At 55.8% G+C, this 21,474-nt stretch carries 18 protein-coding genes; 5 read left to right on the top strand and 13 right to left on the bottom strand.

All coding sequences use genetic code 11. The annotated features are described in order from the left end of the window. Nucleotides 1-9 precede the first annotated feature (9 nt). The 6 genes from AB1724_19440 to AB1724_19465 all read right to left on the bottom strand — a co-directional run bounded on the left by AB1724_19440 (nucleotide 10) and on the right by AB1724_19465 (nucleotide 7,428). Entirely contained in the window at nucleotides 10-2,544 is a 2,535-nt protein-coding gene (locus AB1724_19440) for an MMPL family transporter (protein ID MEW6079991.1), read from the bottom strand. A 14-nt stretch (nucleotides 2,545-2,558) separates the two neighbouring features. Next, entirely contained in the window at nucleotides 2,559-3,215 is a 657-nt protein-coding gene (locus AB1724_19445; protein MEW6079992.1) for a DedA family protein, read from the bottom strand. Between the two features lie 84 nt (nucleotides 3,216-3,299). Then, nucleotides 3,300-3,731, bottom strand: coding sequence for a biotin/lipoyl-containing protein (locus AB1724_19450; protein ID MEW6079993.1), 432 nt, complete (start codon nucleotides 3,729-3,731; stop codon nucleotides 3,300-3,302). Nucleotides 3,732-3,754: 23 nt separating this feature from the next. Continuing rightward, nucleotides 3,755-4,705 (bottom strand): OadG family protein, encoded by a 951-nt coding sequence (locus AB1724_19455; GenBank protein MEW6079994.1) that lies wholly within the window; start codon nucleotides 4,703-4,705, stop codon nucleotides 3,755-3,757. A gap of 9 nt (nucleotides 4,706-4,714) precedes the next feature. Then, nucleotides 4,715-5,863 carry a sodium ion-translocating decarboxylase subunit beta gene (locus AB1724_19460; protein MEW6079995.1) on the bottom strand — a complete coding sequence of 383 codons (1,149 nt, stop codon included), beginning with the start codon at nucleotides 5,861-5,863 and terminating at the stop codon, nucleotides 4,715-4,717. Nucleotides 5,864-5,877: 14 nt separating this feature from the next. Then, nucleotides 5,878-7,428: an acyl-CoA carboxylase subunit beta gene (locus AB1724_19465; protein MEW6079996.1), complete on the bottom strand. Its 1,551-nt coding sequence runs from the start codon at nucleotides 7,426-7,428 to the stop codon at nucleotides 5,878-5,880. Nucleotides 7,429-7,649: 221 nt separating this feature from the next. Here AB1724_19465 and AB1724_19470 point away from each other — a divergent pair, with 221 nt between their 5' ends. Then, nucleotides 7,650-10,091 (top strand): MMPL family transporter, encoded by a 2,442-nt coding sequence (locus tag AB1724_19470; protein ID MEW6079997.1) that lies wholly within the window; start codon nucleotides 7,650-7,652, stop codon nucleotides 10,089-10,091. Then, nucleotides 10,088-11,281, top strand: coding sequence for an AI-2E family transporter (locus AB1724_19475; protein ID MEW6079998.1), 1,194 nt, complete (start codon nucleotides 10,088-10,090; stop codon nucleotides 11,279-11,281). Before AB1724_19470 ends, AB1724_19475 begins: the two co-directional genes overlap by 4 nt. A 67-nt stretch (nucleotides 11,282-11,348) precedes the next feature. On the opposite strand, the gene lsrF is transcribed toward AB1724_19475, so the two are convergent. Genes lsrF through AB1724_19490 form a run of 3 tightly spaced genes read right to left on the bottom strand, consistent with a single transcriptional unit; the run spans nucleotide 11,349 to nucleotide 14,739 of the window. Then, the gene (gene lsrF / locus AB1724_19480) at nucleotides 11,349-12,245 is read right to left on the bottom strand and encodes a 3-hydroxy-5-phosphonooxypentane-2,4-dione thiolase (protein MEW6079999.1); all 897 of its coding nucleotides are present in this window, start codon (nucleotides 12,243-12,245) and stop codon (nucleotides 11,349-11,351) included. Between the two features lie 32 nt (nucleotides 12,246-12,277). Continuing rightward, nucleotides 12,278-12,652 (bottom strand): VOC family protein, encoded by a 375-nt coding sequence (locus AB1724_19485; GenBank protein ID MEW6080000.1) that lies wholly within the window; start codon nucleotides 12,650-12,652, stop codon nucleotides 12,278-12,280. A gap of 14 nt (nucleotides 12,653-12,666) precedes the next feature. Next, the gene (locus AB1724_19490; GenBank protein MEW6080001.1) at nucleotides 12,667-14,739 is read right to left on the bottom strand and encodes a bifunctional aldolase/short-chain dehydrogenase; all 2,073 of its coding nucleotides are present in this window, start codon (nucleotides 14,737-14,739) and stop codon (nucleotides 12,667-12,669) included. Between the two features lie 521 nt (nucleotides 14,740-15,260). On the opposite strand from AB1724_19490, the gene AB1724_19495 reads away from it, so the two are divergent. The 3 genes from AB1724_19495 (at nucleotide 15,261) to AB1724_19505 (ending at nucleotide 18,697) form a co-directional block, all read left to right on the top strand. Beyond that, nucleotides 15,261-16,649, top strand: a complete 1,389-nt coding sequence (locus AB1724_19495; protein ID MEW6080002.1) for an OprD family outer membrane porin — start codon at nucleotides 15,261-15,263, stop codon at nucleotides 16,647-16,649. A 120-nt stretch (nucleotides 16,650-16,769) separates the two neighbouring features. Then, nucleotides 16,770-17,381: an OmpA family protein gene (locus AB1724_19500; protein MEW6080003.1), complete on the top strand. Its 612-nt coding sequence runs from the start codon at nucleotides 16,770-16,772 to the stop codon at nucleotides 17,379-17,381. Nucleotides 17,382-17,545: 164 nt separating this feature from the next. Then, nucleotides 17,546-18,697 carry an SUMF1/EgtB/PvdO family nonheme iron enzyme gene (locus AB1724_19505; GenBank protein MEW6080004.1) on the top strand — a complete coding sequence of 384 codons (1,152 nt, stop codon included), beginning with the start codon at nucleotides 17,546-17,548 and terminating at the stop codon, nucleotides 18,695-18,697. Here the strand turns inward: AB1724_19505 and AB1724_19510 are convergent. From AB1724_19510 to AB1724_19525, 4 genes are all read right to left on the bottom strand, one after another. Then, nucleotides 18,660-19,064, bottom strand: a complete 405-nt coding sequence (locus AB1724_19510) for a VOC family protein (protein ID MEW6080005.1) — start codon at nucleotides 19,062-19,064, stop codon at nucleotides 18,660-18,662. The two genes, AB1724_19505 and AB1724_19510, sit on opposite strands and share 38 nt — an antisense overlap. A gap of 6 nt (nucleotides 19,065-19,070) precedes the next feature. Then, complete coding sequence (locus AB1724_19515; GenBank protein ID MEW6080006.1) at nucleotides 19,071-19,385, bottom strand: pyrimidine/purine nucleoside phosphorylase; 315 nt, start codon at nucleotides 19,383-19,385, stop codon at nucleotides 19,071-19,073. Nucleotides 19,386-19,464: 79 nt separating this feature from the next. Next, nucleotides 19,465-19,857: a DUF3574 domain-containing protein gene (locus tag AB1724_19520; protein ID MEW6080007.1), complete on the bottom strand. Its 393-nt coding sequence runs from the start codon at nucleotides 19,855-19,857 to the stop codon at nucleotides 19,465-19,467. A gap of 522 nt (nucleotides 19,858-20,379) precedes the next feature. Then, the gene (locus AB1724_19525; protein MEW6080008.1) at nucleotides 20,380-20,922 is read right to left on the bottom strand and encodes an outer membrane beta-barrel protein; all 543 of its coding nucleotides are present in this window, start codon (nucleotides 20,920-20,922) and stop codon (nucleotides 20,380-20,382) included. Between the last annotated feature and the right edge of the window lie 552 nt (nucleotides 20,923-21,474).

A 21,474-nucleotide genomic window follows, 5' to 3' on the forward strand; every position in this document is an offset into this window, starting at 1 on the left:
TCCCCCTGATCAGCCTTTCGCGGGTTCACCGGGCCCGAAGGGTTTAAAAAGGACGATCAACACCGGCAGGAACGTCAGCGAGGCGAACAGGGCGAAGATCATCACCAGGCTGGTCAGCAGGCCGAAAAGAATGCTGGGGATGAAGTTGGACAAGGCCAGGATGGAAAATCCGATGGCCAGGGTGATGGTGGTATAGTACATGTCGTATCCGATGCTGGCGTGGCAGCGGTGCATGGCGGCAATATAGCTTCCATCCGTCTTGATCTCCTCCATGAACCGGCAGATATACTGAATAATATTGTCGTCGGCGATACTGACGCTGATGGAGGCGATGGTGATGGTCATCATGTCCAGGGGCAGACCGGCCCAGCCCATGAAGCCCAGGATGGCGCCGATGGAAAACAGGTTCGGGGCGATGGCGATTACCGACAGTCTCAGGGAGCGGAACAGGACGATGTACATGCACATCATGACCAGGACGGCGGTGCCCAGGGTGGAAAACTGGGAGGAAAACAGGCTCTGGAGCATGTTGTTGTACAACACCAGCATGCCCGTCAAATGAACGTTTTCGCTTTTGAGTCCCAGCCGGCCGGTCAGGTCCCGGGAAATCCGCTGGATCAGTTCATTGCGCCGCAGGTTCGGTTCCGAATCTTTAATGCGCACGGAAAAGCGGACCTCGTTGTTGGGGATGGACACATAGGGCGTCAGGACCATGCCGCGGAATTCTTCCGGCAGCTTGGTGTATAGCAGGGACAGGGTGAAGTTGTCCAGGGGCTTGCCTTCATTGAATTTACGGGCGATCTTCATCATCGTTCCCAGGGACAGCACCTTGCCGATTTCCGGAACGCTTTCCAGGTAATCGTGGATTTTCAGGACCTCTTCCATTTTGGCGGCGGTGAACCAGTACTTGTCGTCTTTGCCGGCGTCATCGAACTCTTCAAAATCCTCAAAGGCGTCGTCCGATTCAACTGCAGCTAATTCCTGATCCGTCTTTTCCGCGCCGGCTTTACCCGGTTCTTCCGTGGTTTCCAGTTTGACGATGATATCCAGCGGCGTGGTTCCGCCCAGTTCCTGGTCGATGACCTTCATCCCCTGGTAGATTTCGGTCGATTTTTTAAAGTAGTTGATAAAGGAATTTTCCACTTCCAGTCGGGAGATGCCGACGTAGCTGAGCAGAACGATGACGGCGGCGGCAACCAGGATCAGGTTCTTGTTGTTCTCGGTAAATCGCGCCAGGGCCGGTGTAAAAGACAGGCGGGCTTCTTTCTCAGGGGGAAGCGGTGTTTTTTTCAGCAGCATCAGGGCCGCGGGAAACAGCAGAAAGGTCACCAATAGAGACACGGTGATGCCGGCCGACATCATCCAGCCGAAGGTGGCTACCGGCACCAGGTCGCACAGGATCAGGGATTCAAATCCGACCACGGTGGTCAGGGCGCCGTAAAAAGTGGGAATGAGCATGTACTGGATCATCTTGCTGCAGAGGGTATGCTGGTCATCATCGGGAAAACGGGCCTGGAGTTCCCGGTATCGCACCACCAGATGGATGGTGTAGGTCATGCTGATGATCAATTGCAGGGAGATGAAGTTGGATGACACCACGGTGACTTTCCATCCGAAAAACCCCAGCAGACCCAGTATGGCCACCGCCGAGTAGAAACAGCACAGCATGGGCAGCACCACCCAGCGGGCGCCTCTGAAGATCAGGGCCAGGGTGATGGTCAGAAAGAAGAACACGCCCGTACCGAAAATCTTCAGATCGTTTTTGACGAAACGGATCATGTCGTCGGCGATCATGCTGATTCCGCCCAGGAAGATGCGGGCGTTTTTCTGATGTTGGGCGATGATGGCCCGGATGGCGGCGATATCCTGATGCCGCTGACGGTCGGAAATTTTCCGCACCTGGTCAAGGTCATCCAGAACTTTTTTATACCGGTTCGACTCTTCATCGGTCAGCCCTTCCGCGCCCTTTTTGTCGGCCAGGCGGTCCCGTTCCAGGACCAGATCGTAGAACCGGTTTTCGGGCTTGAAGGTGACCTGGATCGAAGTGGTCTTCAGGTCCGGACTGACCAGGAGATCCTGGTAGAGGGCGCTGTTGGCCAGTTCCGCCCGGGCCATGGAACGGTCGACATCAGGAGAGGTCAGGGTGCGGATGTTGCCGGACAGTTCCTTGACCGGCACGGGCGGGCTTTCCAGCAGGGGCACGTCCAGAATCGTGATGACGGACTCCACCCGTTCCAGCTGCCGGAGTTCGTCCCGCATGTTGCCGATGTCGTTTAACACGTCGTCGGACAAAAGGTCTTTTTCCGGCGTGTAGGACAGGAACAGAAAATCGGTGACGCCGTAACGCAGGCTGATTTCCCGGGCGTATCGGAAAGATTCGTCGCTCTGTTTGATGAGCGTTTCCGAGGACGCGTCGATTTTGAAGTCTTTGGTGTAATATCCCAGTACGGCGATGAACAGGGTCAGGCAGAGGATCACCGTCCGGGGGTATCCCAGGATGACGCGGTCAAAAAAATGATACAGCAGGGGTCTGATCTTAAACACAACCGGCTCTTATATTATTTTAATCCGTTTCGCTTTTTTTCTATCCGAAACCGGAAAAACTCTACCACAAGCGGCATGACCGATAGAAGAATAATGATGACCAGCACCAGGGAAAAGTTATCCTTGACCACGGGCAGGTTGCCGAAAAAATATCCCGCCAGAATAAAGATGACCGGCCAGATGATGCCGCCGATAAGATTGTAGGCGATAAAATGCCAGTAGGTCATCCGGCCCATGCCGGCCACAAATGGCGCGAATGTCCGGATAATGGGAATGAACCGGGCCAGGATGATGGTCTTGCCGCCGTGGCGTTCATAGAATTCATGGGTCCGCTCCAGGTGCTTCCTGTTGAGAAACCGAACATTCTCCGAATAGAATACCCTCGGCCCGGCGGCCCGGCCGATCCAGTAGTTAACCGTGTCACCGAGGATGGCGGCGGCGGAAATAATCACCAGCAGCCAGACCACGTCAAAGGCCCCGATGGCCGCGAAGGACCCGGCGGCAAAGAGCAGGGAATCTCCCGGCAGAAAAGGGGTGACCACCAGGCCGGTTTCGCAGAAGACGATGAGGAAGAGAATGACATAGGAAATTGCCCCATAATTTCTAATGATCTCTCCCAGATGCCGGTCGATGTGGAGCAGGAAGTCAACCCAGAATAAAAGCAGATCCATCACGGTAGCCGAGCCCATTTCCGCGGCAATTGTCGGGCAGCGGCCCGACGGTTTATCGTTGTCTCCGTATCAAAAAAAACGCGGTTATCCGATCACCAGGATAACGTCGCCGGTGGCGACCTGGGCGCCTTTCTGAAAACGGACCTCTTTGACCTGGCCGTCCACGGTGGTGATCAGGCGGTTTTCCATTTTCATGGCTTCCATGACCACGACCACCTGGCCGGCTTTAACCATATCCCCGACGCTGACCGGAATGTCAACAATTAATCCGGGTATGGGCGCCGTGATGGTGCCTGCTCCTGGAGCGGTCGCCGGTGACGGGGTCCGGGCCGGGGCAGGGGCCACCGCCGGCGCGGGAGCGGCTTGAAATACAGGAGCGGCCGCGGGCCGGTCAGCCTGCTTTTCCACTTGCACCTGGTAGGGGGCGCCGTTGACCGTTACCTGAGCGGTACCGTTGCTGATGGCGCCGATTTCGATCTCATATTTTTTCTGTTTTATGGAAATAGCGTATTTCATTTGGGCTTCCTTATTTTTACCGGTTAAACATGGGAATGACGCTTGAATACCTGCATCCGGTCGCTCATGATCTTCTGACGACCGTACAGGCTCCAGGAATTCTGATTCTCATCCGTACCCAAGTCGCTTTTTATAACGGCCGGTCCGGACATTTCCAGATGAAGGGCCATGGCAACAGCGGCCACCATCTCCGGCTCCATTTCAGTCTCTGCTGTGGCCGGCTTCGGCGTTGGAACAGCCGGCTTCGGTAACGGCGGCCTGGATTCCGCGGCTTTGGCGGCTTTGCGTTTGTCGGCCGATTCAAAGATCTTGCCGCAGACGATCATGCCGATCATCAGCACGCCCAGCACCAGGAAGACGCCGAAAAAGCGGATAAAAAGCGTGCCGACGGCATATCCCCAGAAAGAGTCCCGGGGACCGCAGTTCAGCAGGATCTTTCCGTCGATTGCGCCGTCAGTATCATAGGGACCGCCGTCCCGGACGGTGAAGGTCAGTTCGCGGACGCGGTCCGGATACGCCTTCTGCTGCGCCAGGGTGTCGGACCAGGCCGGAGAGGCGCCGGAATTATAGAGAAAGAACCGGGTGGAACTGGAAAAAAAATCCGATCCGGCGGTAAGGCTGACCTCGCCGCCGGGGGAGACATTTTCCAGAAGGACAGCGAACAGATCGCAGCGGAAATCCTTGCGGTCGATCCCCTCGTCCTTGACCGAAGCAAAATCCACGGCCTGAACATCCGCGACCTCGCCGCCGTCGGCTGTGAACCGGACCGTCACCGAGGTGCTTTTGCCCCGGGGCAGAAGTTTGGCGATAACGGCATCGCCGTCCCGGGTGAAAACAGGCTTGGGTTTTTCCACATCCTCACCAAAGGCGGCCAGGGCGGGGCCGGACCCGAGCAGGGCCAGAACGCACAGACCAACAGTAAAGAAAAAGGCTTTAGCCGGTAAAACAGCGAATGGTTTTGGTGTCTTTTTCATTCCGGCCTCCTATTGAAACATGGCGATGAACATGCCTGCCGCCGCCGCCGAGCCGATGACACCGGCCAGGTTGGGGCCCATGGCGTGCATGATCAGAAAGTTGGTGGGATCCGCCTTCAGACCCTCGGTATTGGAAACCCGGGCCGACATGGGCACGGCCGAGACCCCGGCCGAACCGATCAGGGGATTCATCTTTTCCTTTAGAAACATGTTCATGATATGAACCGTCAGAATCCCGCCGAAGGTGCAGATGACAAAATCCACCAGGCCGAAGGCGAAAATCAGCAGGGGCTTCCAGCTCAGGAAGGTTTCGGCCTTCATGGTGGCGCCCACCGAAACTCCTAAAAAGATGACCACGATGTTCATCAGGTCGTTCTCGGCGGTATCGGCCAGGCGCTTGACCACGCCGCTTTCCCGCATGAGATTGCCCAGCATGAACAGGCCCATCAGGGGTGCTACCGCCGGAATCAGCAGGACGATGAGCGTGGCCGCGATCAGGGGGAAGAGGATTTTTTCCCTTTTTGACACCGCCCGGAGCTGCCTCATCTTTATCATCCGCTGGGCTTTGGTGGTCATCAGCCGCATGATGGGCGGCTGAATCAGGGGCACCATGGCCATGTAAGAGTAAGCGGCCACGGCATTGGCGCCCAGCAGGTGGGGCGCCAGTTTGGTGGTCAGGTAAATGGTGGTGGGACCGTCGGCCCCGCCGATAATGCCCACCGAGGCTGCCTCTTTCAAGGTAAAACCGAAAAACAGCACGCCGATGTAGGTAACGAAAACGCCCAACTGAGCGCCGGCGCCGATGATCAGGGTTTTGGGATTGGCGATCAGGGGACCGAAATCGGTCATGGCGCCCAGACCCAGAAAGATGACGCAGGGGATGATCTCCCATTCCACGCCGTAATGATAAAAGGCCCGGATCAGTTCCGGTGCACCGTGTTCGGTGGTGCCCATGAGCGGCGTTAAGGGGAAATTGACCAGAAAAATTCCGAAGCCGATGGGCAGCAGCAGCAGCGGTTCAAAATCCTTGCCGATGGCAAGATACATGAAGACCAGCCCCACGCATAGCATCAGGGCCGCGCCGCCGGTCATGTGAGGGATGCCCGTCTGGGTGACGAGAATCTGTTTGATCAGTTCCAGAACACTTTCCCAGGACATGGTCGTTCTCCTTTCTACAGGGGGATGTTCCCATGCTTCTTGGGCGGGTTGGTTGCCTGTTTGGTCCTGAGCATCCGCAGGGCCTCGATGATTTTCGGCCGCGTGTCCGCCGGGTCGATGACGTCGTCGATATAGCCCAGCTCGGCGGCTTTGTACGGATTGGCGAACTTGTCCCGGTAATCGGCTACCAGCCGTTTTTTCTCGGCGACCGCGTCGCCGGCCTTCTTGATTTCATCCCGGAAAATGATGTTGACCGCACCCTCGGCGCCCATGACCGCGATTTCCGCGGTGGGATAGGCGATGTTGATGTCGCCGCGGATGTGCTTGGAGCTCATGACACAATAGGCGCCGCCGTAGGCCTTCCGGGTGATCAGGGTGATGCGGGGCACGGTAGCCTCGCAGAAGGCGTAAATCAGCTTGGCGCCGTGCTTGATGATACCGCCGTGTTCCTGATTGGTGCCCGGCAGAAAGCCCGGCACGTCCTCGTAAATGATCAGCGGGATATTGAAGGCGTCGCAGAAGCGAACGAACCGCGCGCCCTTGACCGAGGCGTTGATATCCAGGCATCCGGCCATGACGGCCGGCTGGTTGGCGACGATGCCGACGACGGCGCCGTCCAGGCGGGCCAGGCCGATGACGATGTTGGCGCCCCAGTGCTCCTGGATTTCGAAGAAGTAACCGTTGTCCACGTTGGAGCGGATGATGGCCCGGATGTCGTAGGGCTTGTTGGGGTCCTCCGGGACCACGGTCCGTAAGTTTTCATCCCGGCGGTCGGGATCATCGTCGCAGGCGACCCGGGGCGGGTCTTCCATATTATTGTTGGGCAGAAAGGCCAGCAGTTCCCGGATTTTCACCAGACAGGCGCCGTCGTCGGGACTGGCGAAATGGGCCACGCCGCTGACGGCGTTATGGGCCATGGCGCCGCCCAGGTCTTCTTTGGTGACGATTTCACCGGTGACGGCCTTGATCACGTCCGGTCCGGTGATGAACATGTTGCTGGTATTCTGAACCATGAAGATCCAGTCCGTCAGGGCCGGGGAGTAAACCGAGCCGCCGGCGCAGGGGCCCATGATGGCGGTGATCTGGGGAACCACGCCGGAGGCGAGTACGTTCCGCAGAAAGATATCGGCGTAACCGGCCAGGCTCATGACGCCCTCCTGGATACGCGCGCCGCCGGAGTCACACAGGCCGATGACCGGTGCGCCGACCTTCATGGCGGTTTCCATGACCTTGCAGATTTTTTCAGCGTGGGCCAGGGACAGCGATCCGCCGAAAACAGTGAAGTCCTGGGCAAAAACAAAGACCTGACGGCCGTTGACCAGGCCGTATCCGGCCACCACGCCGTCTCCGGGGATTTTTTCTCCGTCCATGCCGAAATCCGTGCAGCGGTGGGCCTTGAACCGGTCCAGCTCGACAAAGGTACCGGGATCGAGCAGTTTGTCGACCCGCTCCCGGGCCGTCAGCTTGCCGGATTCATGCTGTTTCTTGACTCTCCCGGCGCCTCCGCCTTCCAGGGCCTGCCGGCTCTTCTCCTCGAGTTTTTCCATCGGTGTTCTGGTTTCCATAGATTGCGCGCTGACGCCTCCCTTGTAAAGAAAATAGACCTGGGCCGTTCCAATAACATTCTGAAAAATTTAAAGATCAGTCCGTTATCAGGGCCGGACATCTTTAACAGTAGCAAATGAAGGTGTCAATATTTTTCTTTTTTTGGGTGGAAAAGATTTTTTTTCACCGAGAAGTCTGATATCTGTACCGAAACAATTTTCGGCAAGGAGTTTTTCTGGAAGTGGAGACGTTGCCTCAACCCACGCGGTTTGAATCCCTGATGAACCGGCTGGCGGAATCGTTCGAGCACCTGGGCGGATTCGTCTATGACCATAAAAAGCTTGTTGTCGCCCTGACGCTGGTGATCGTCGGTGTTTCGGCCTATTTCGCCGAAAAAGTCCGTTTTGACACCTCCTTTGAATCCTATTTTGACCGGGATGATCCCGCCTACGCCGCCTATCTGGATTATCGGGATGATTTCGGATCGGATGAAATGGCTTACATCCTCTATGAAGTGCCCGACAACGCCAATGGCGTCTGGGATCTGGAGGTGATGAAAAAAATTGAACGGCTGACCCGGGAACTGGAAGCGGAAGTTCCTTTCATCAAGGAAGTGACTTCCCTGGCCAACGCGGAATTCATCGAAGGCCGGGAGGACGAACTCCTGGTCCGTGAAATTCTTGACCCTTACCCGCAAACCCGGGAAGAGTTGCTGGCCATGCGGGACAAGGTGATGAAAAAACCCCTGCTGGCCGGGACCCTGACCAGCGCGGACGGGAAATACGGCGCCGTTTATATCGAAATGGAAAAGTCGTCCGTTGACGCCGAAGAGACCCTGGTCCTGGATCCGGCCAAAGGGCCGGAAATGGATAACGTCTATCCCCAGGTCACCAATGACGCCATCGAGCGAGTCCTGGCCCGGCCCGAGTACGCGGGCATCCGTTTCCATCACACCGGCGACGCGGCCCTGACCTCGACCTACAATCGCATCACCCGGGGGGAAAGCCTCCGCCTGGGGCTTCTCGCCGTGGCTTTTATCGGCGGCCTGCTGCTTCTCTTCTTCCGCCGGCCCATGGGCGTGCTGGGGCCGCTGTTGACCGTTTCCCTGGCCATCCTGGCCGCCATGGGCTTTGTGGGCATCGTGGGCTGGCATCTGGACATCATGTTCATGATGCTGCCCGGGACGATCATCACCGTCGGCGTGGCCAGCGCGATTCACATCCTGACCGGATACACGGTCTGCCGAAAACAGCTCAAGGATAATCGCGCCGCCATCCGCAAGACCATGCTGTTGGTGGGCGCGCCCTGCCTGTTCACCATGCTGACGGACGTGGCCGGATTCGGTTCCACCAATATCTCTCCCATCAAGGCCATCAATCATTTCGCCTACTACAGCTCCTTCGGGGTGATCATGGCCTTTGCTTTCACGGTGACGGTATTCATCGCCATCCTGACGCTGTTCGGCAATCCGGCCGCGGCCGGCAGGCAAACAGCGGAAAGTCCGGCGGCGGCGGACGCGAGGCCCCGCAAAAAACATTTCTCCGTCCGGTTCTTTGCCGCCCTGACCCGTTTTGATGTCCGTCACCCCTGGAAGATCATCATCGTCTGGATGGTTTTTTTCGCGGTGACCGGATCCGGTACGGCGTTTCTGCAGGTGGACTCCAATTTTCTCAACGAGTTTTCGGAGGACCTGCCCATCCGCAAAACCACCGAATATGTCGACCGGACCATGCTGGGAGCCGGCGGGTTCAGCTACGTGTTTGATTCCGGCGAGCAGGACGGCATCTGTGACCCGGAATTTCTAAAACGGGTGGAAACCCTTCAGAACCGGATCAACCAGGAAACGCAACTGGTCATGAAGACCATGTCCATCGTGGACCTGCTCAAGGACATCAACCGCAGCTTCCACGACGAGGATCCCGCCTATTATGTTCTGCCCGAAACCCGGGAACTGGCCGCCCAGTATCTGCTGCTTTACGAGATGTCCGGCGGCGACGAACTGGGGAACTATGTCACCGGCGATATGCGGCGGGTCAACCTGCAGGTGCACAGCAAGCTGGTGTCCTCCAGCGTCTACAAAAAAGTGACCGATGACGTCAACGATTTCATCACCAAGGAATTTCCTCCGGAGCAGCAACCGGTGTTGACGGGCAGCGGGTATCTCTGGATCAAACTGGTCCAGTATATTGTCCGCAGTCAGATCCTGGGATTTTCAGTGGCCTTCGGCGTCATCGCCGTGATGATGTGCCTGGCCCTGGGGTCTATCCGGGTGGGACTGCTCTCCATGATCCCCAACCTGGCGCCGGTTTTCGTGACCCTGGGGTTCATGGGCCTGACCGGGATTCCCCTGGATTACGTCAAGCTGCTCATCGCCAGCATCGCCATCGGTATTGCCGTGGACGACACCCTTCATTTTCTCCTGAGGTACCGGCTGGAGTTCTGGCGGACACGAGACTACCAGGCGGCGCTGAACGCATCGCTCAACGATGTCGGCCGGGCCGTGTTCATCACCACCCTGGTCTTGCTGGCCGGGTTCGCGACCAATCTGTTTTCGGTCATGAACAGCTTTGTCGAATTCGGTTATCTGACCCTGATTACCCTGTCGGTGGCGGCCCTGGCGGATTATTTTCTGACGCCGGCCCTGATCATCGTCACCAGGGCCTTTGGACCCGAGGCCAGATGAAGACGTCAATCGACCATACCGATCACTGCGACCGGGATCTGCTGGATATGCCCGAAAACCGGCTGGCCGTCGGCTCCCAGCCTGAATCCGTTGGTTGCCGCCGGAACACCATTCTGGAAAAACACCCCTATCTCTGCGGTTACGCATTCCTGCTGGCCATCGTCCTGCTGTTTTCCGTGTCCAGTCTGTCGATGTTTTTAATCTCGTTCCTGTTTCTTTATTTTATTTCCGACTTTATCACCAATGACGTGCGCCGGTTTATCCCGTTTCTGCCCAAGGCCTTTCTGTTTTCGTTTCTATACGTTGCCGTCATCCTGTTTATTATCCTGGCTTCCAATAAAATCATTCCGGAAATGATCCGGCAACTCCCCGATATCGCCCAGAAAGTCCAGGCCCAGGCTATCGACCAGTACGCGGACCTCTATCAACGCTGGAATCTTCAGAAGTACGCCGACAAGTATATCAATCCGAATGAAGTACGTTCCGTCATCGTCAAGGGTACCACCACGGTCCTGCAGTTTGTGATGGATCGCGTCAAGCCGGTTTACATGGGGGTGATCTATTTTATTTTCGCCCTGGTGATCAACCTGCTTTTTTACCACAACCGTGAACAGGCCGACCGGGTATTTGCCCGCAAACCCGGGAGCCTGATGCATTATCTTTACCAGTTCGCCGAAATGCGGATCCGGGTGTTTTATTTTTACTTCAAGCGGGTCATGATCGGCCAGATCATCATTTCCACCATCAACACCAGCATATCCGCCGTCGCCATCCTGGCCCTGGAGCTGCCCAATCCGCTTTTCCTGGTTTTTATCGTGTTTGTCTGCGGCCTTTTCCCGGTGGTCGGCAATATCGCTTCCAACACTATCCTGACAATCATCGCCTTTGTGTCCGTCGGCCTCTGGGGGGCCCTGGTCTGTCTGGGACTGCTGGTGGTGATTCACAAGCTGGAATATTTTTTAAATTCCAAGATCATCAGCGGCATCGTCAATCTGCCCATGGTGGTGACCCTGTCGGCCCTGGTGGTGTTCGAGGTGCTGATGGGCATCATCGGGCTGATCCTGGCGATCCCCATGCTTCTGTTTATCAGGCATGAACTGGAACATCTTCCGGGAATGGCAGGCGGGTCTTCAGGGGATGAGGAAAAGACGGAGAACAGTCAGATTTCAATTCCGCCGGCGGGGGCATAGGGGATATTAAAAGGGGTCAAGGGACGAGGGTTGTTTTTGACCCCTCGACCCCTGGAACCCTTTAAAGCTACTTCTTCTTTTTCTTCTTTTCGTTTTTCAGCGTGTTGTACAGATCAAAAGCCTTTTTCGGCGTCTCATTGTCATGAACCACGGCCCGGACCGCCTGGATCATGGCCGTGGGCGCGTCGGACTGGAAGATATTGCGGCCCATGTCCACGCCGGCCGCGCCCTGCTGTACGGCATTATACGCCATGGTCAGGGCGTCGAATTCCGGGATTTTCTTGCCGCCGGCCATGACGATGGGCACCGGGCAGGAGGCGGTCACGGTTTCAAACCCCTTGTCGATGTAATAGGATTTGACGTAGTGCGCTCCCAGTTCGGCGCAGATCCGGGTGGCCAGACGGAAGTACCGGGCGTCCCGGGCCATGTCCTTGCCAACGGCCGTCACGGCCAGGGTGGGGATGCCGTAACGGGTGCCCAGATCGACCAGGCGGGTCATGTTGATGAGGGACTGGCGCTCGAATTCGGCGCCGATGAACACCTGGACGGCCATGGCGCAGACGTTCATCCGGATGGAGTCCTCGATGTCCACGGCGATCTCCTCGTTGGACAGCTCCTTTAAGATGCTGGCGCCGCCCGAGGCCCGCACGACAATGGGAACGGTGGCGGAGGGCGGCACCACGCTCCGGAGGATGCCCCGCGTCAGCATGAGGGTGTCGGCATAGGGGACCAGGGGCAGAATGTTGATGTCGATCCGTTCCAGGCCGGTGGTCGGTCCCTGGAAATAGCCGTGGTCAATGGCCAGCATGACGGTCCGGCCGCTTTTCGGATTGAAGATCCGGGCCAGCCGGTTTTTCATGCCCCAATCCAAAGAGTTGCATCCCTTCAGATAGAAACCATCGCATTTCTGGGGAACATCCGTGTGATAATTTTTCCCTTCTTTTACCGCATCCGCATCCGGCATGATCGACCTCCATCGATTAGTATGGTTAGTGATTATTTGATTTCAAACAAATTATTATCGTCGTCCCTGATAAAGACAATAAACGTCCCGTCTCCCCGGGGAATCCGGTGAACCGGAACATCCATCCGCAAACATTTTTCAAAAAAACCATCACGATCATCGACAATCAGGCAGGAGTGGGAGACCGCGACAATTTCCCGCGCGGGGGTGACGAAGATCTCAAAAAGAAGTCCGTTGTTCCCGCTGTAATTGATCAGCCGTGCCTCTTCGCTGATGTTGAATATCTGCGACATTTTTTCCGCCGGAACCATTCGGACGTCCTTTTTTTCAAGGCCCAGCAAATCCCGGTAAAACCTGTCGCTCTTTTTTTCCGATGAACTGGCCAGGGCGATATGATGCAATTGCATGGCTGTTATCCGTGTTACCTGGGAAATGCCGCCGGCACGCCGCCGTCCACCGGCAGGGCGGCGCCCGTTGTGGGAGTCAGGTTGGCGGCGAAAAAGACCACGGCATTGCCCACATGCTGGGCCGACACCGAAACCTTGAGCAGGTTCCGCTGCCGGTAATATTCTTTCAGCCCTTCGGGATCGAGTCCGCGCGCTTTCATCCGATCCGGCCCGATCAACGCCCACAGCTTGGAGGGAACGTTCTCGTCCCCGAAAACCGCATCCGGATTGATCATGTTCACCCGGACACCGAGTTCGGCCAGTTCCAGGGCCGCGATCTTCGCCATCTGATGGGCGCCTGCTTTGGAAGCGCTGTAGGCTCCGAAGGAAGCGCCGGGATCGAATACATTTTTGGTGCTGATCAGAACGATATTACCGCCGGTTTTCTGCCGGCGAAACACGGGAACCACCGCCTTGATAACATTAACTGTCCCCGTGAGGTTTACACTCATAACATTTTGAAATACTTTTATATCCAAATCTTCAATCTTTGCCACATGGGCGATTCCGGCATTGGGCACCAGGATATCCAGTCCGCCGAATTTCAGACAAACTTTTTCCAGACCCGACTGAACGCTTTTTTCATCAGTAACGTCAAAATTGATGCCGGCGACCCGGTCGGCATCATAACGATGGGCCAGAATCTGTCTCACGATCTCCAGCCCGGTTTCGTCAATATCGGAAACCGCCACCGTGGCCCCGGCCGCCAGCAGGCGGTCGGCGATACCGAAACCGATGGCGCCGGCCGCGCCGGTCACCAGGGCGATTTTCCCTGCCAGCAGGGCAGGAGGGGCACCGCGGAGTTTTTTCAGTTGAAGGGGCCAGTACTCCATGTCAAAAACATGGGCCTCGTCAATGGGCACGCATGACGCCAGGCCCGCCTGAAAACGGGTCAGGAGAGTATGCGCGGCGATATCCGCGGCGACGCGGGCCGCCTTCCTTGTTTTTCCCAGGGCGAACAGGCCGACTCCGGCCACAAGAAATATCCGCGGGGTCGGGTCCAGCATGACCAGGTCGGAATCGTTCCGGAAAGCGTTGAAACCGGTTTCATAGGCCGCCCGCCAGGTCGCTACCCGCTCCCTGATCACCGCGGAAAGGTCTTCGTCCCCGGCCGGGACATTATCGATATAAATATACCGGTTCCCCGTACGGATGACATGATCCGGTGTCAGCACACCCGCTTCGCATATGCTTGCCGCCATGGAACTCATGGATACGTTGATGATGTCGTCCTCTTCGCGGACATCCACCAGCAGGGTACACGGGTTGCCCGCGGCATCGGAACCGGCGCAGGCCCCGCGGATCATCTGGGCGATTCTGGCCGGCGCGCCGTCGTCCCGGATAGCGGCCGACCAGTTGCTGTCGCCGGTCGGCTGGCCGTTCAGCCAGGCTTCGGCCCGGGCGATGAAATCCATCATGCGGCGGAAGGGGGTTTCCGCGTCTTCTCCAAAGGTGAAGATGCCGTGATTCAGCACCACGATGGCTTCCGCGTCCGCCTGTTTTTCCCAGGCGGTTACCGCGGATAAGGCCAGGGGAAGCCCGGATTTTTCATACGGGATGACGCATACCGCCGGGCCCAGGACTTGCCTGACAGCGGCATCGGCATCGGCGCGGCTGGTCAGGGCGAGAATGGCGTCGGCGTGGGTGTGATCAATGAATTTATGGGGCAGGAACACATGCAGCAGGGCCTCCACCGAGGGGTCCGGCGCGTCTGCCCGCAGCTTATGGATCTTGAGCTGGTTGTCCATCTCCTCGTCGGTTATTCCGGTCAATTGCCTCAACCGGCGCAGGGGGGCCAGATCCAGGGACGTAAAACCGGCGGCATCGATGGCGGCCAGATCCGCGCCGCTGCCTTTGACATAAATTACCGTCCGGTCTTCTCCAAAAAGGTCTTTTTCAACCGTTTTCATAGAGGTGTTGCCGCCGCCGTGCAGGACCCAGGCGGGGTTTTGCCCGATAAGACGGGAAGTATAGATCCGTTCGGCCATGTCCCGGGAAAGGCCGGGGCGGGAGATCATGATTTCCGCTATTTTTGATTCTTCAAGCATGCGTGGAATTCCAGAGATTATGATTTTTTCCGTTAGTATGATGAAACAGCGTTTCTGTCAAACAAAAATAAGTGTTAAGTGATTAAGTGTTAAGTGATTAAGTGTTAAGTGATGAAGCGAAGCGGTTATTTTAAAAGTGGCCCCGGATTTTGATTCGCTCTGGCACGGCATCTGCTTTACGTTACCGGTAATCGCATGGCCGGATTGTTTCTTTGAAATATGCCGAAATGATACCGACCGGTTCCAGATTTTGGCGAGGGTATCGTAAGTGTTATATAATTAAATGATTTCTTATATTTATTTTCCGGTCGGAAATTTCCGCCCGGATTCAATTAATGTCATTTAAGAAAAGAGAGGAAATGTGTATGAAAAAAAAATCGACTTCCTGTCACGTTTTCAGACATCGGTCCTTGTTTTCGAACTCATCGGAGGCGCTGTTGTATCCGTGGAAAACCGGAAAATTATTTTTAACGATTTTATTGCTCGCCGTTGCGGGCATGTTTATCTGCCAGGGACAGGCGATGGCTGAAGAGGAAAAGGTCAAGCGCGTCTTAAAAAGCAGCATGGAGGAGGATTATCTGATCCTTCCGGACAAGGCCGAGTCGTTTCTGGATATTTTCCAGAAATCAATGATATACGGCCGGGCCCGGGCCCACTACATGTGGCTGGACAGGACCGACGAGGACAACTCCAAAAAGGCTGAAATCGACGGCAGAACGGTGCAGGGGGTTGATCCCACGGGCTTTGCCGTGGGCGGCAGCATGATCTGGAAAACAGCGCCGCTGGCCGGATTGAGCGCCACTCTGGGATACTATGTGGCGAATGATCTGGGGGTTATCGATGACGAAGACATCGCCCTGGGCAAGTCCGGCAAGGACACTTTCGACCGGAGAAAGTACACCGGCAGGGACGGCAACACCCATTACGAGTCCAATGACCTTTACGTCATGGCCCAGTCTTATGCCCAGTATCACCTTGGCAAGACCGATATCCGGGGCGGACGACAGATCTTCGAGAGTTTCCTGACGGCCTCCAATGACACCAAAATGATCCCCAACACCTTCCTCGGCGCCAGCGTCGTCAGCCAGGATCTTCCTCAAACCACCGTCAAGGCCGGCTGGTTTGCCGCCCAGAAACTCAGGGATCACAATACTTTTCATGACGTCATCCTGGTGGACGGCTGGCATGAAAACGACGACAGCGGCTCCCACGTCCGCTACACCGAAGCCAACGGCGGTAAAAAAGGCCATGATCTGATGGTACTTGGCGCGACCAACAAGTCCGTCAAGGACCTGCAGCTGGATTTCTGGGTAACCGGCGTCACCGACCTGTTTTATTCCGTCATGTCCGAGGCCAACTACACCATTAAGCTTACCGATGACCTGTCCATTACGCCGGGCGCCCGTTACTTCCGTCAGTATGACGAGGGGATAGACGATGTCACCATGAACGGGCAGACGGCGGCACAGATCGACGCCTTTGATCATGACGATGTCATCAATGGCCGCGCCGACGCCTATTTGTACGCCTTGCGTTTGGTCGGGGCGTTCAAGGATCATAAGTTAACCCTGGGTTATCATAATAACTCCCAGAACGGTGACGTGATCGCGCCCTGGAGAGGATTCCCCACCGGCGGCTACACCCGGACCACCGGGGAGGTGAACTGGACCGCCGGCACAAAAGCCGAATATGCCAGCTGGGCATGGAAAATCACCAAAGCTTTCCGTACGGTTTTGTCCGCGGCAAAGAACAACAGGAGCGGGGATAACACCAATACGACCATCTGGCAGGGCGATTTCATTTACAGTTTCCGTAAGGATCTTGAGGGTAAAATAAAGCTGATGAGTCATGACGGATGGGGAGAATCCGATTATGACGAAGCCCGGTTCGAGGTGAACTGGTTGTTTTAAGCGGCCGGCCCCGGCAGTTTATGTTGACAATTATCAATTTATTTATTATTGTCCGATACTCATCGGTGATGATTTTGCAGACAGGATCATGACAATATACTTGAACTAAAGGGGGAAACTATGAAACATCGGAATTCTTTTTTACTGGTCGCGATGATTTGCCTGCTGGCGGTTCTGGCCGTTAATGCCGACGCCGGCAAAACAACGGAGAAAAGCCCGCTGACAATATCTCCCAAAACCGGCGTCATGCCTTCGGATTATGATCTGCAGGATCGCATGGCCGTAGGCGTCGGTCGGACGTTCTATCTCGGCGGCGCGCCTGACGGCGATAATGACGGCGTGGCGGACGAGATGGACGACTGCCCGGATACCATAGCCGGCGTCGGCGTGGACCAGCGCGGCTGCTGGGTCGTTGCCTTTTTCGGGCTGGGAAAGGCGAAAGTCACCACCAAGTATTTCAAAAATCTGAACCAGGTCGTCGACATCATGAAAAAGAATCCTGACCTGAAGGTTGAGGTCCAGGGCCATACCTGCACCATCGGATCATTGAACGGTAATCAGAAGCTGTCGGAAAAACGCGCCCAGGCCGTCTACGACTATCTGGCCAAAAAGGGGATTGACGGCTCCCGCATGAGCTGCAAGGGGTACGCCTACAACAAACCGGCCGCCTCCAATGACTCGGCGGCGGGCAAGGCCCACAACCGGCGGACCACGTTACAGCCGGTTCGGTAGCCGGCAGGATATAGCCGGTCGGTTTAGTTAAGGCAAAGGCAATTTTAAAAAGGCAGTGAAACCGGACATGACGACCGGTTAATGTGTGACATCAGTAAAGCCCGGGCGGAAAACGTGAGATTTCGCCCGGGCTTTGTTTTGATCGTATCTTGTAGAGGATATCCATGCGATTAGACAAGATGCTGGCCCCGGCCCGGCTGCTGCTGGCTGCGGTTTCGCTATTTCTGTTGTGCTGTTACGGCTGTGCCTGGTGGGGTGCTAAAGGGGATCAGGCCGGCGTGCTTCAAAAAACCGCGTCGACTGAAGATGCCGACCGGAAAGATCCCACTCAGGATCAGGTCGTGTTCCGCGGTCAGGTGATGACGGCCGCGGAGAGACAGGCCGTTCTGGACAGGGAAAAAGCGGAGGCGGAAACGGAGGCGCTGCGCCGGCAGTCGGAAATCGCCCGGCTGATGGCCGACGGCAGGGCGCATTTACAGGAAAGCCGGTGGGACGCCGCCATCGAATCGTTTAACAACGTCCTGGCCCTGGACGCTGCCCACATGGAAGCGCGCCGGCTGCTGGCAAAAGCCGAACAGGGCAGGGAGGATGAATTCAAGAAAGCCTATACCAATGACCTTGGCATGACCTTTGTGTGGATAGAGCCGGGCGGTTTCCAGATGGGCAGCCCGTCAAAAGAGCAGGGCCGGTATGGTGATGAGGTCCAGCACCCGGTGATTCTGACCAGGGGATTCTACCTGCAGACCACTGAAGTGACCCAGGGGCAGTGGAAAAAGATCATGAACGATAACCCGGCCTTTTTTAAAGAGTGCGGGGATAACTGCCCGGTGGAGCAGGTCTCCTGGAATGACGTCCGGGGCTTTATCAGCCGCTTGAACAAAAAGACCGGCCGGATTTATCGTCTGCCGACCGAGGCCGAGTGGGAGTATGCCTGCCGGGCGGGAACCACCGGGCTGTTTCATACCGGTGACTGCCTGACCGATGCCCAGGCCAATTATGACAGCGCCATTTCCTTTTACGGATGCCCCAGGGGGAAACTGAGGGGCAAACCCGTGCCGGTAAAAAGTTTCCCGCCCAACGCCTGGGGATTGTATGACATGCACGGCAATGTCTGGGAATGGTGCGCGGACTGGTACGGGGATTATCCTTCAGGCAGCGTTAAAGATCCGGCCGGCCCGGATTCGGGCGCCAGCCGCGTGAATCGCGGGGGCTGCTGGAACCGGGATGCGGTTTACTGCCGCTCGGCCATCCGCAATGACGATGCGCCGGACTCCCGGTTCAATAACCTGGGCTTCCGGCTGGTGCTTCAGCCGTAGCGGAAGCTTCTTTACGCCATATTTCCAGACGGTGCCCTTCCGGATCCCGCAGATAAAACACCCGGGCGCCCCAGGGATGCGTCCTGATATCCGTGGGGTTCAGTCCAATTTCTCCGGCCGCCCGATGGGCCGCTTCAATGTCGTCGACCTCCAGGGTAATGGTGACGCCCTGTCCCCGGCAACTTTTTACGGAAGACCGCTTTTCATCGGCGATGCTGATGAACGCCCCGTCGCCTGACCGGAATTCCACGAACCAGTCCGAGGAAAAGGTCACCGGCAGTTCCAGCCGGTCCCGGTAGAACCGCACGGTTTCCTCCCATTTGCCGCAGTACAGGATCGTATTGGCGGATTTGACGGCGATCGGCATTGTTCTTTATTTGATATAAGAACAGCAGTAGTCGGTAAGGCTTTTGACGTTCAGGCCGAATTTGGATTTGGCCGGGACTTCAAATTGTCCCCCGCCTTTTATCGTTTTCCATCCCTCGCTTTCCGATATCAATACATCCAGTTCGCCGGAGAGGATTTCCATGATCTCTTTAACATCCGTGTTGAACTCATATTTTCCCGGGGCCATAATGCCAAGGGTTTTGCGCGAGCCGTCCGGGAAGACAACCGTGCGGCTGGTGACTTTGCCGTCAAAATAAACATTGGCCTTTTTAATGACAGTCACATTCTTAAATTCGGACATATCGTTCTTCCTCTTTTTACGGGTTGTATTCCAGGGCCGCTGAAAGCGTTCCCGCACCATTCGTTTATGAAGTTATCCCTTACTCGTTGAAATCGGCGTCCACTTCCGACCGGATCTGAAGAACCGACTCCTGATGGAACTGCTGTTTGTAGGACCGGGCTATTTCATCCAGCTTTCTGACGGTGCTTTCCCTGTCGGGAGATACGACCATCAGCATCATTGAAGGCTCGGCGTAGATTGTTGCCCCGCTTTGCCAGTATCCCTGGGCGCTGTACAAGGTAAACCCGTCAGGGAAGCGCGTGACGATTTGTTCATCCCTGAATCGTTCCCAGTCCTGATCGGAAATCCTCGTCTGGCCGGCATCGGAAGAAAGCCCGAAGCACACCTCATATTTTGTCCATTGCGGCTGACCCGCGCATCCCGAGACCAGAAGCAGTATGGCCGGTAAAGTGAGACGCAAGTAACGTTTCATATTGGTTTCGATTATTCCGGAGACGGCCACGGGTGACCCTGGAAACTTGTTGCCGGGGAAACACAAGAAGCGCTTTGATCTCCTGAGTGCATAGCCGTTAGAGGGCTAACGACAAGCCTCCGGGGTGCCGCGCCTCGCGGCGTCCTCCAGGAGGCACATGTTGGCCGCTTTCCCATGTGACCTAAATTATGATTAGCTGAGCAAAAGAACAGCCTTAAACAAGAGCCGATGACAAGAGGAGCGGTGCGTATTTCATGGATCATTTCCTTTTGGCCCTGGCGGTGAAGCAGCCTGGTTCCGCGGCAAGCGCAGCCCGCCGCGGGAACAGGCCGCGGAACGAAGCAATCCCTTGTTGGCTGAAGCGATTCAATTGACAAGAAGAGTTTTGCAGTGTGAGACATTATTCAGCTATGCACGCAATGGAAATAGTAGCCCGCATACTTCTCGATGCTTTGCGGCAGAGACAAAAACGCGGCCCGCTCCGGATGACGGGATGGGGCGAAGTTCAATACGGACTATCAATTAGTCGAAGTAGAAACGAACGCTGAGAAGGATGCGGACTTCGTCATCCTGCACCTCTCCGTCTTCACTATCGACGAAGATATCATCGGTGGCAATAAGGTAGCTGCCGTCCACGGCAAGAGCAACGTCGTCGCGGATGAAGTACTTCGCGCCGCCGCCGACCGAAAAGACGGCGGCGTCGGTGTCAATATCGCTATCGTCGGCTTCGGCATCGGCCCAGACAGCGCCGGCGCTCAGGAACGGCACAAGAGCCGAATCAAGTACGAGGTTGTACTCGGCACGGACTCCCAACTCGGTGCTCATGTAGAAATCGTTGTCGCGTAATCCAGCGACCGCGGCAACTTCGATGCCGTCGGCGACGAACTGGCCGTAGGCGAGCTGAATTTGGACTTCATCTCCCATCAGATAGATGTATCCTGCACCTTCAAGAACCTTGGTTCCCTTGTCCAGATTCGGGGTAACTCGGCTGGATTCCTTTTCAGCGGCGAACGCCGAACCCGCCAACATAGCTGCGAGTGCAAACACAAACCATTTTTTACTCATCTGCTGTTCCTCCTGTTTTGTTAACGTTTACGACACGGGAAAGGATCACCCTTCAAGTAGCCCATGACCCTACACATTGTAGCATTCGGTTAACCGCTCAAATCCTTACGCATGTTTCTTCTTATTCAACGGCGAAAGCCAATGGCAGCCAGGGCTTCCACAGACTTTCTTAAATGTTGTTGATGTTCAATTCCCCCGAGATTTCAAAACCCGTGTGCCCTGGCTGTCCACTTGAGCTTTCTGGTTATGTGTTTTTATATTTTTCAAATTTTAATCTAAAGATAGTTACGTAAAAATACCACAAAAATAAGAGCACGAATAAACCCAATAAAGTAATAGAAAGAAATGTAATTGTTGTTGGTTCAAAAAAATTTTTTCCAAAAGAATGTATAAATATTGCCAGGCAAGCGATGACCACAAGTGGATACCTGAATTTTGCACGGCCATTAGCATAAAATAGAAGGAACCATCTGGGGCTCCTGTTATATTGAGGTTTGACGAAGAACCGACAATATAAAAGGAGGTACCCAGATGGTAAAACGCGTCAAGAAG

The sequence above is a fragment of the Thermodesulfobacteriota bacterium genome, from assembly GCA_040753795.1.
In the GTDB taxonomy this organism is placed as follows: Bacteria; Desulfobacterota; Desulfobacteria; order Desulfobacterales; family Desulfosudaceae; genus JBFMDX01.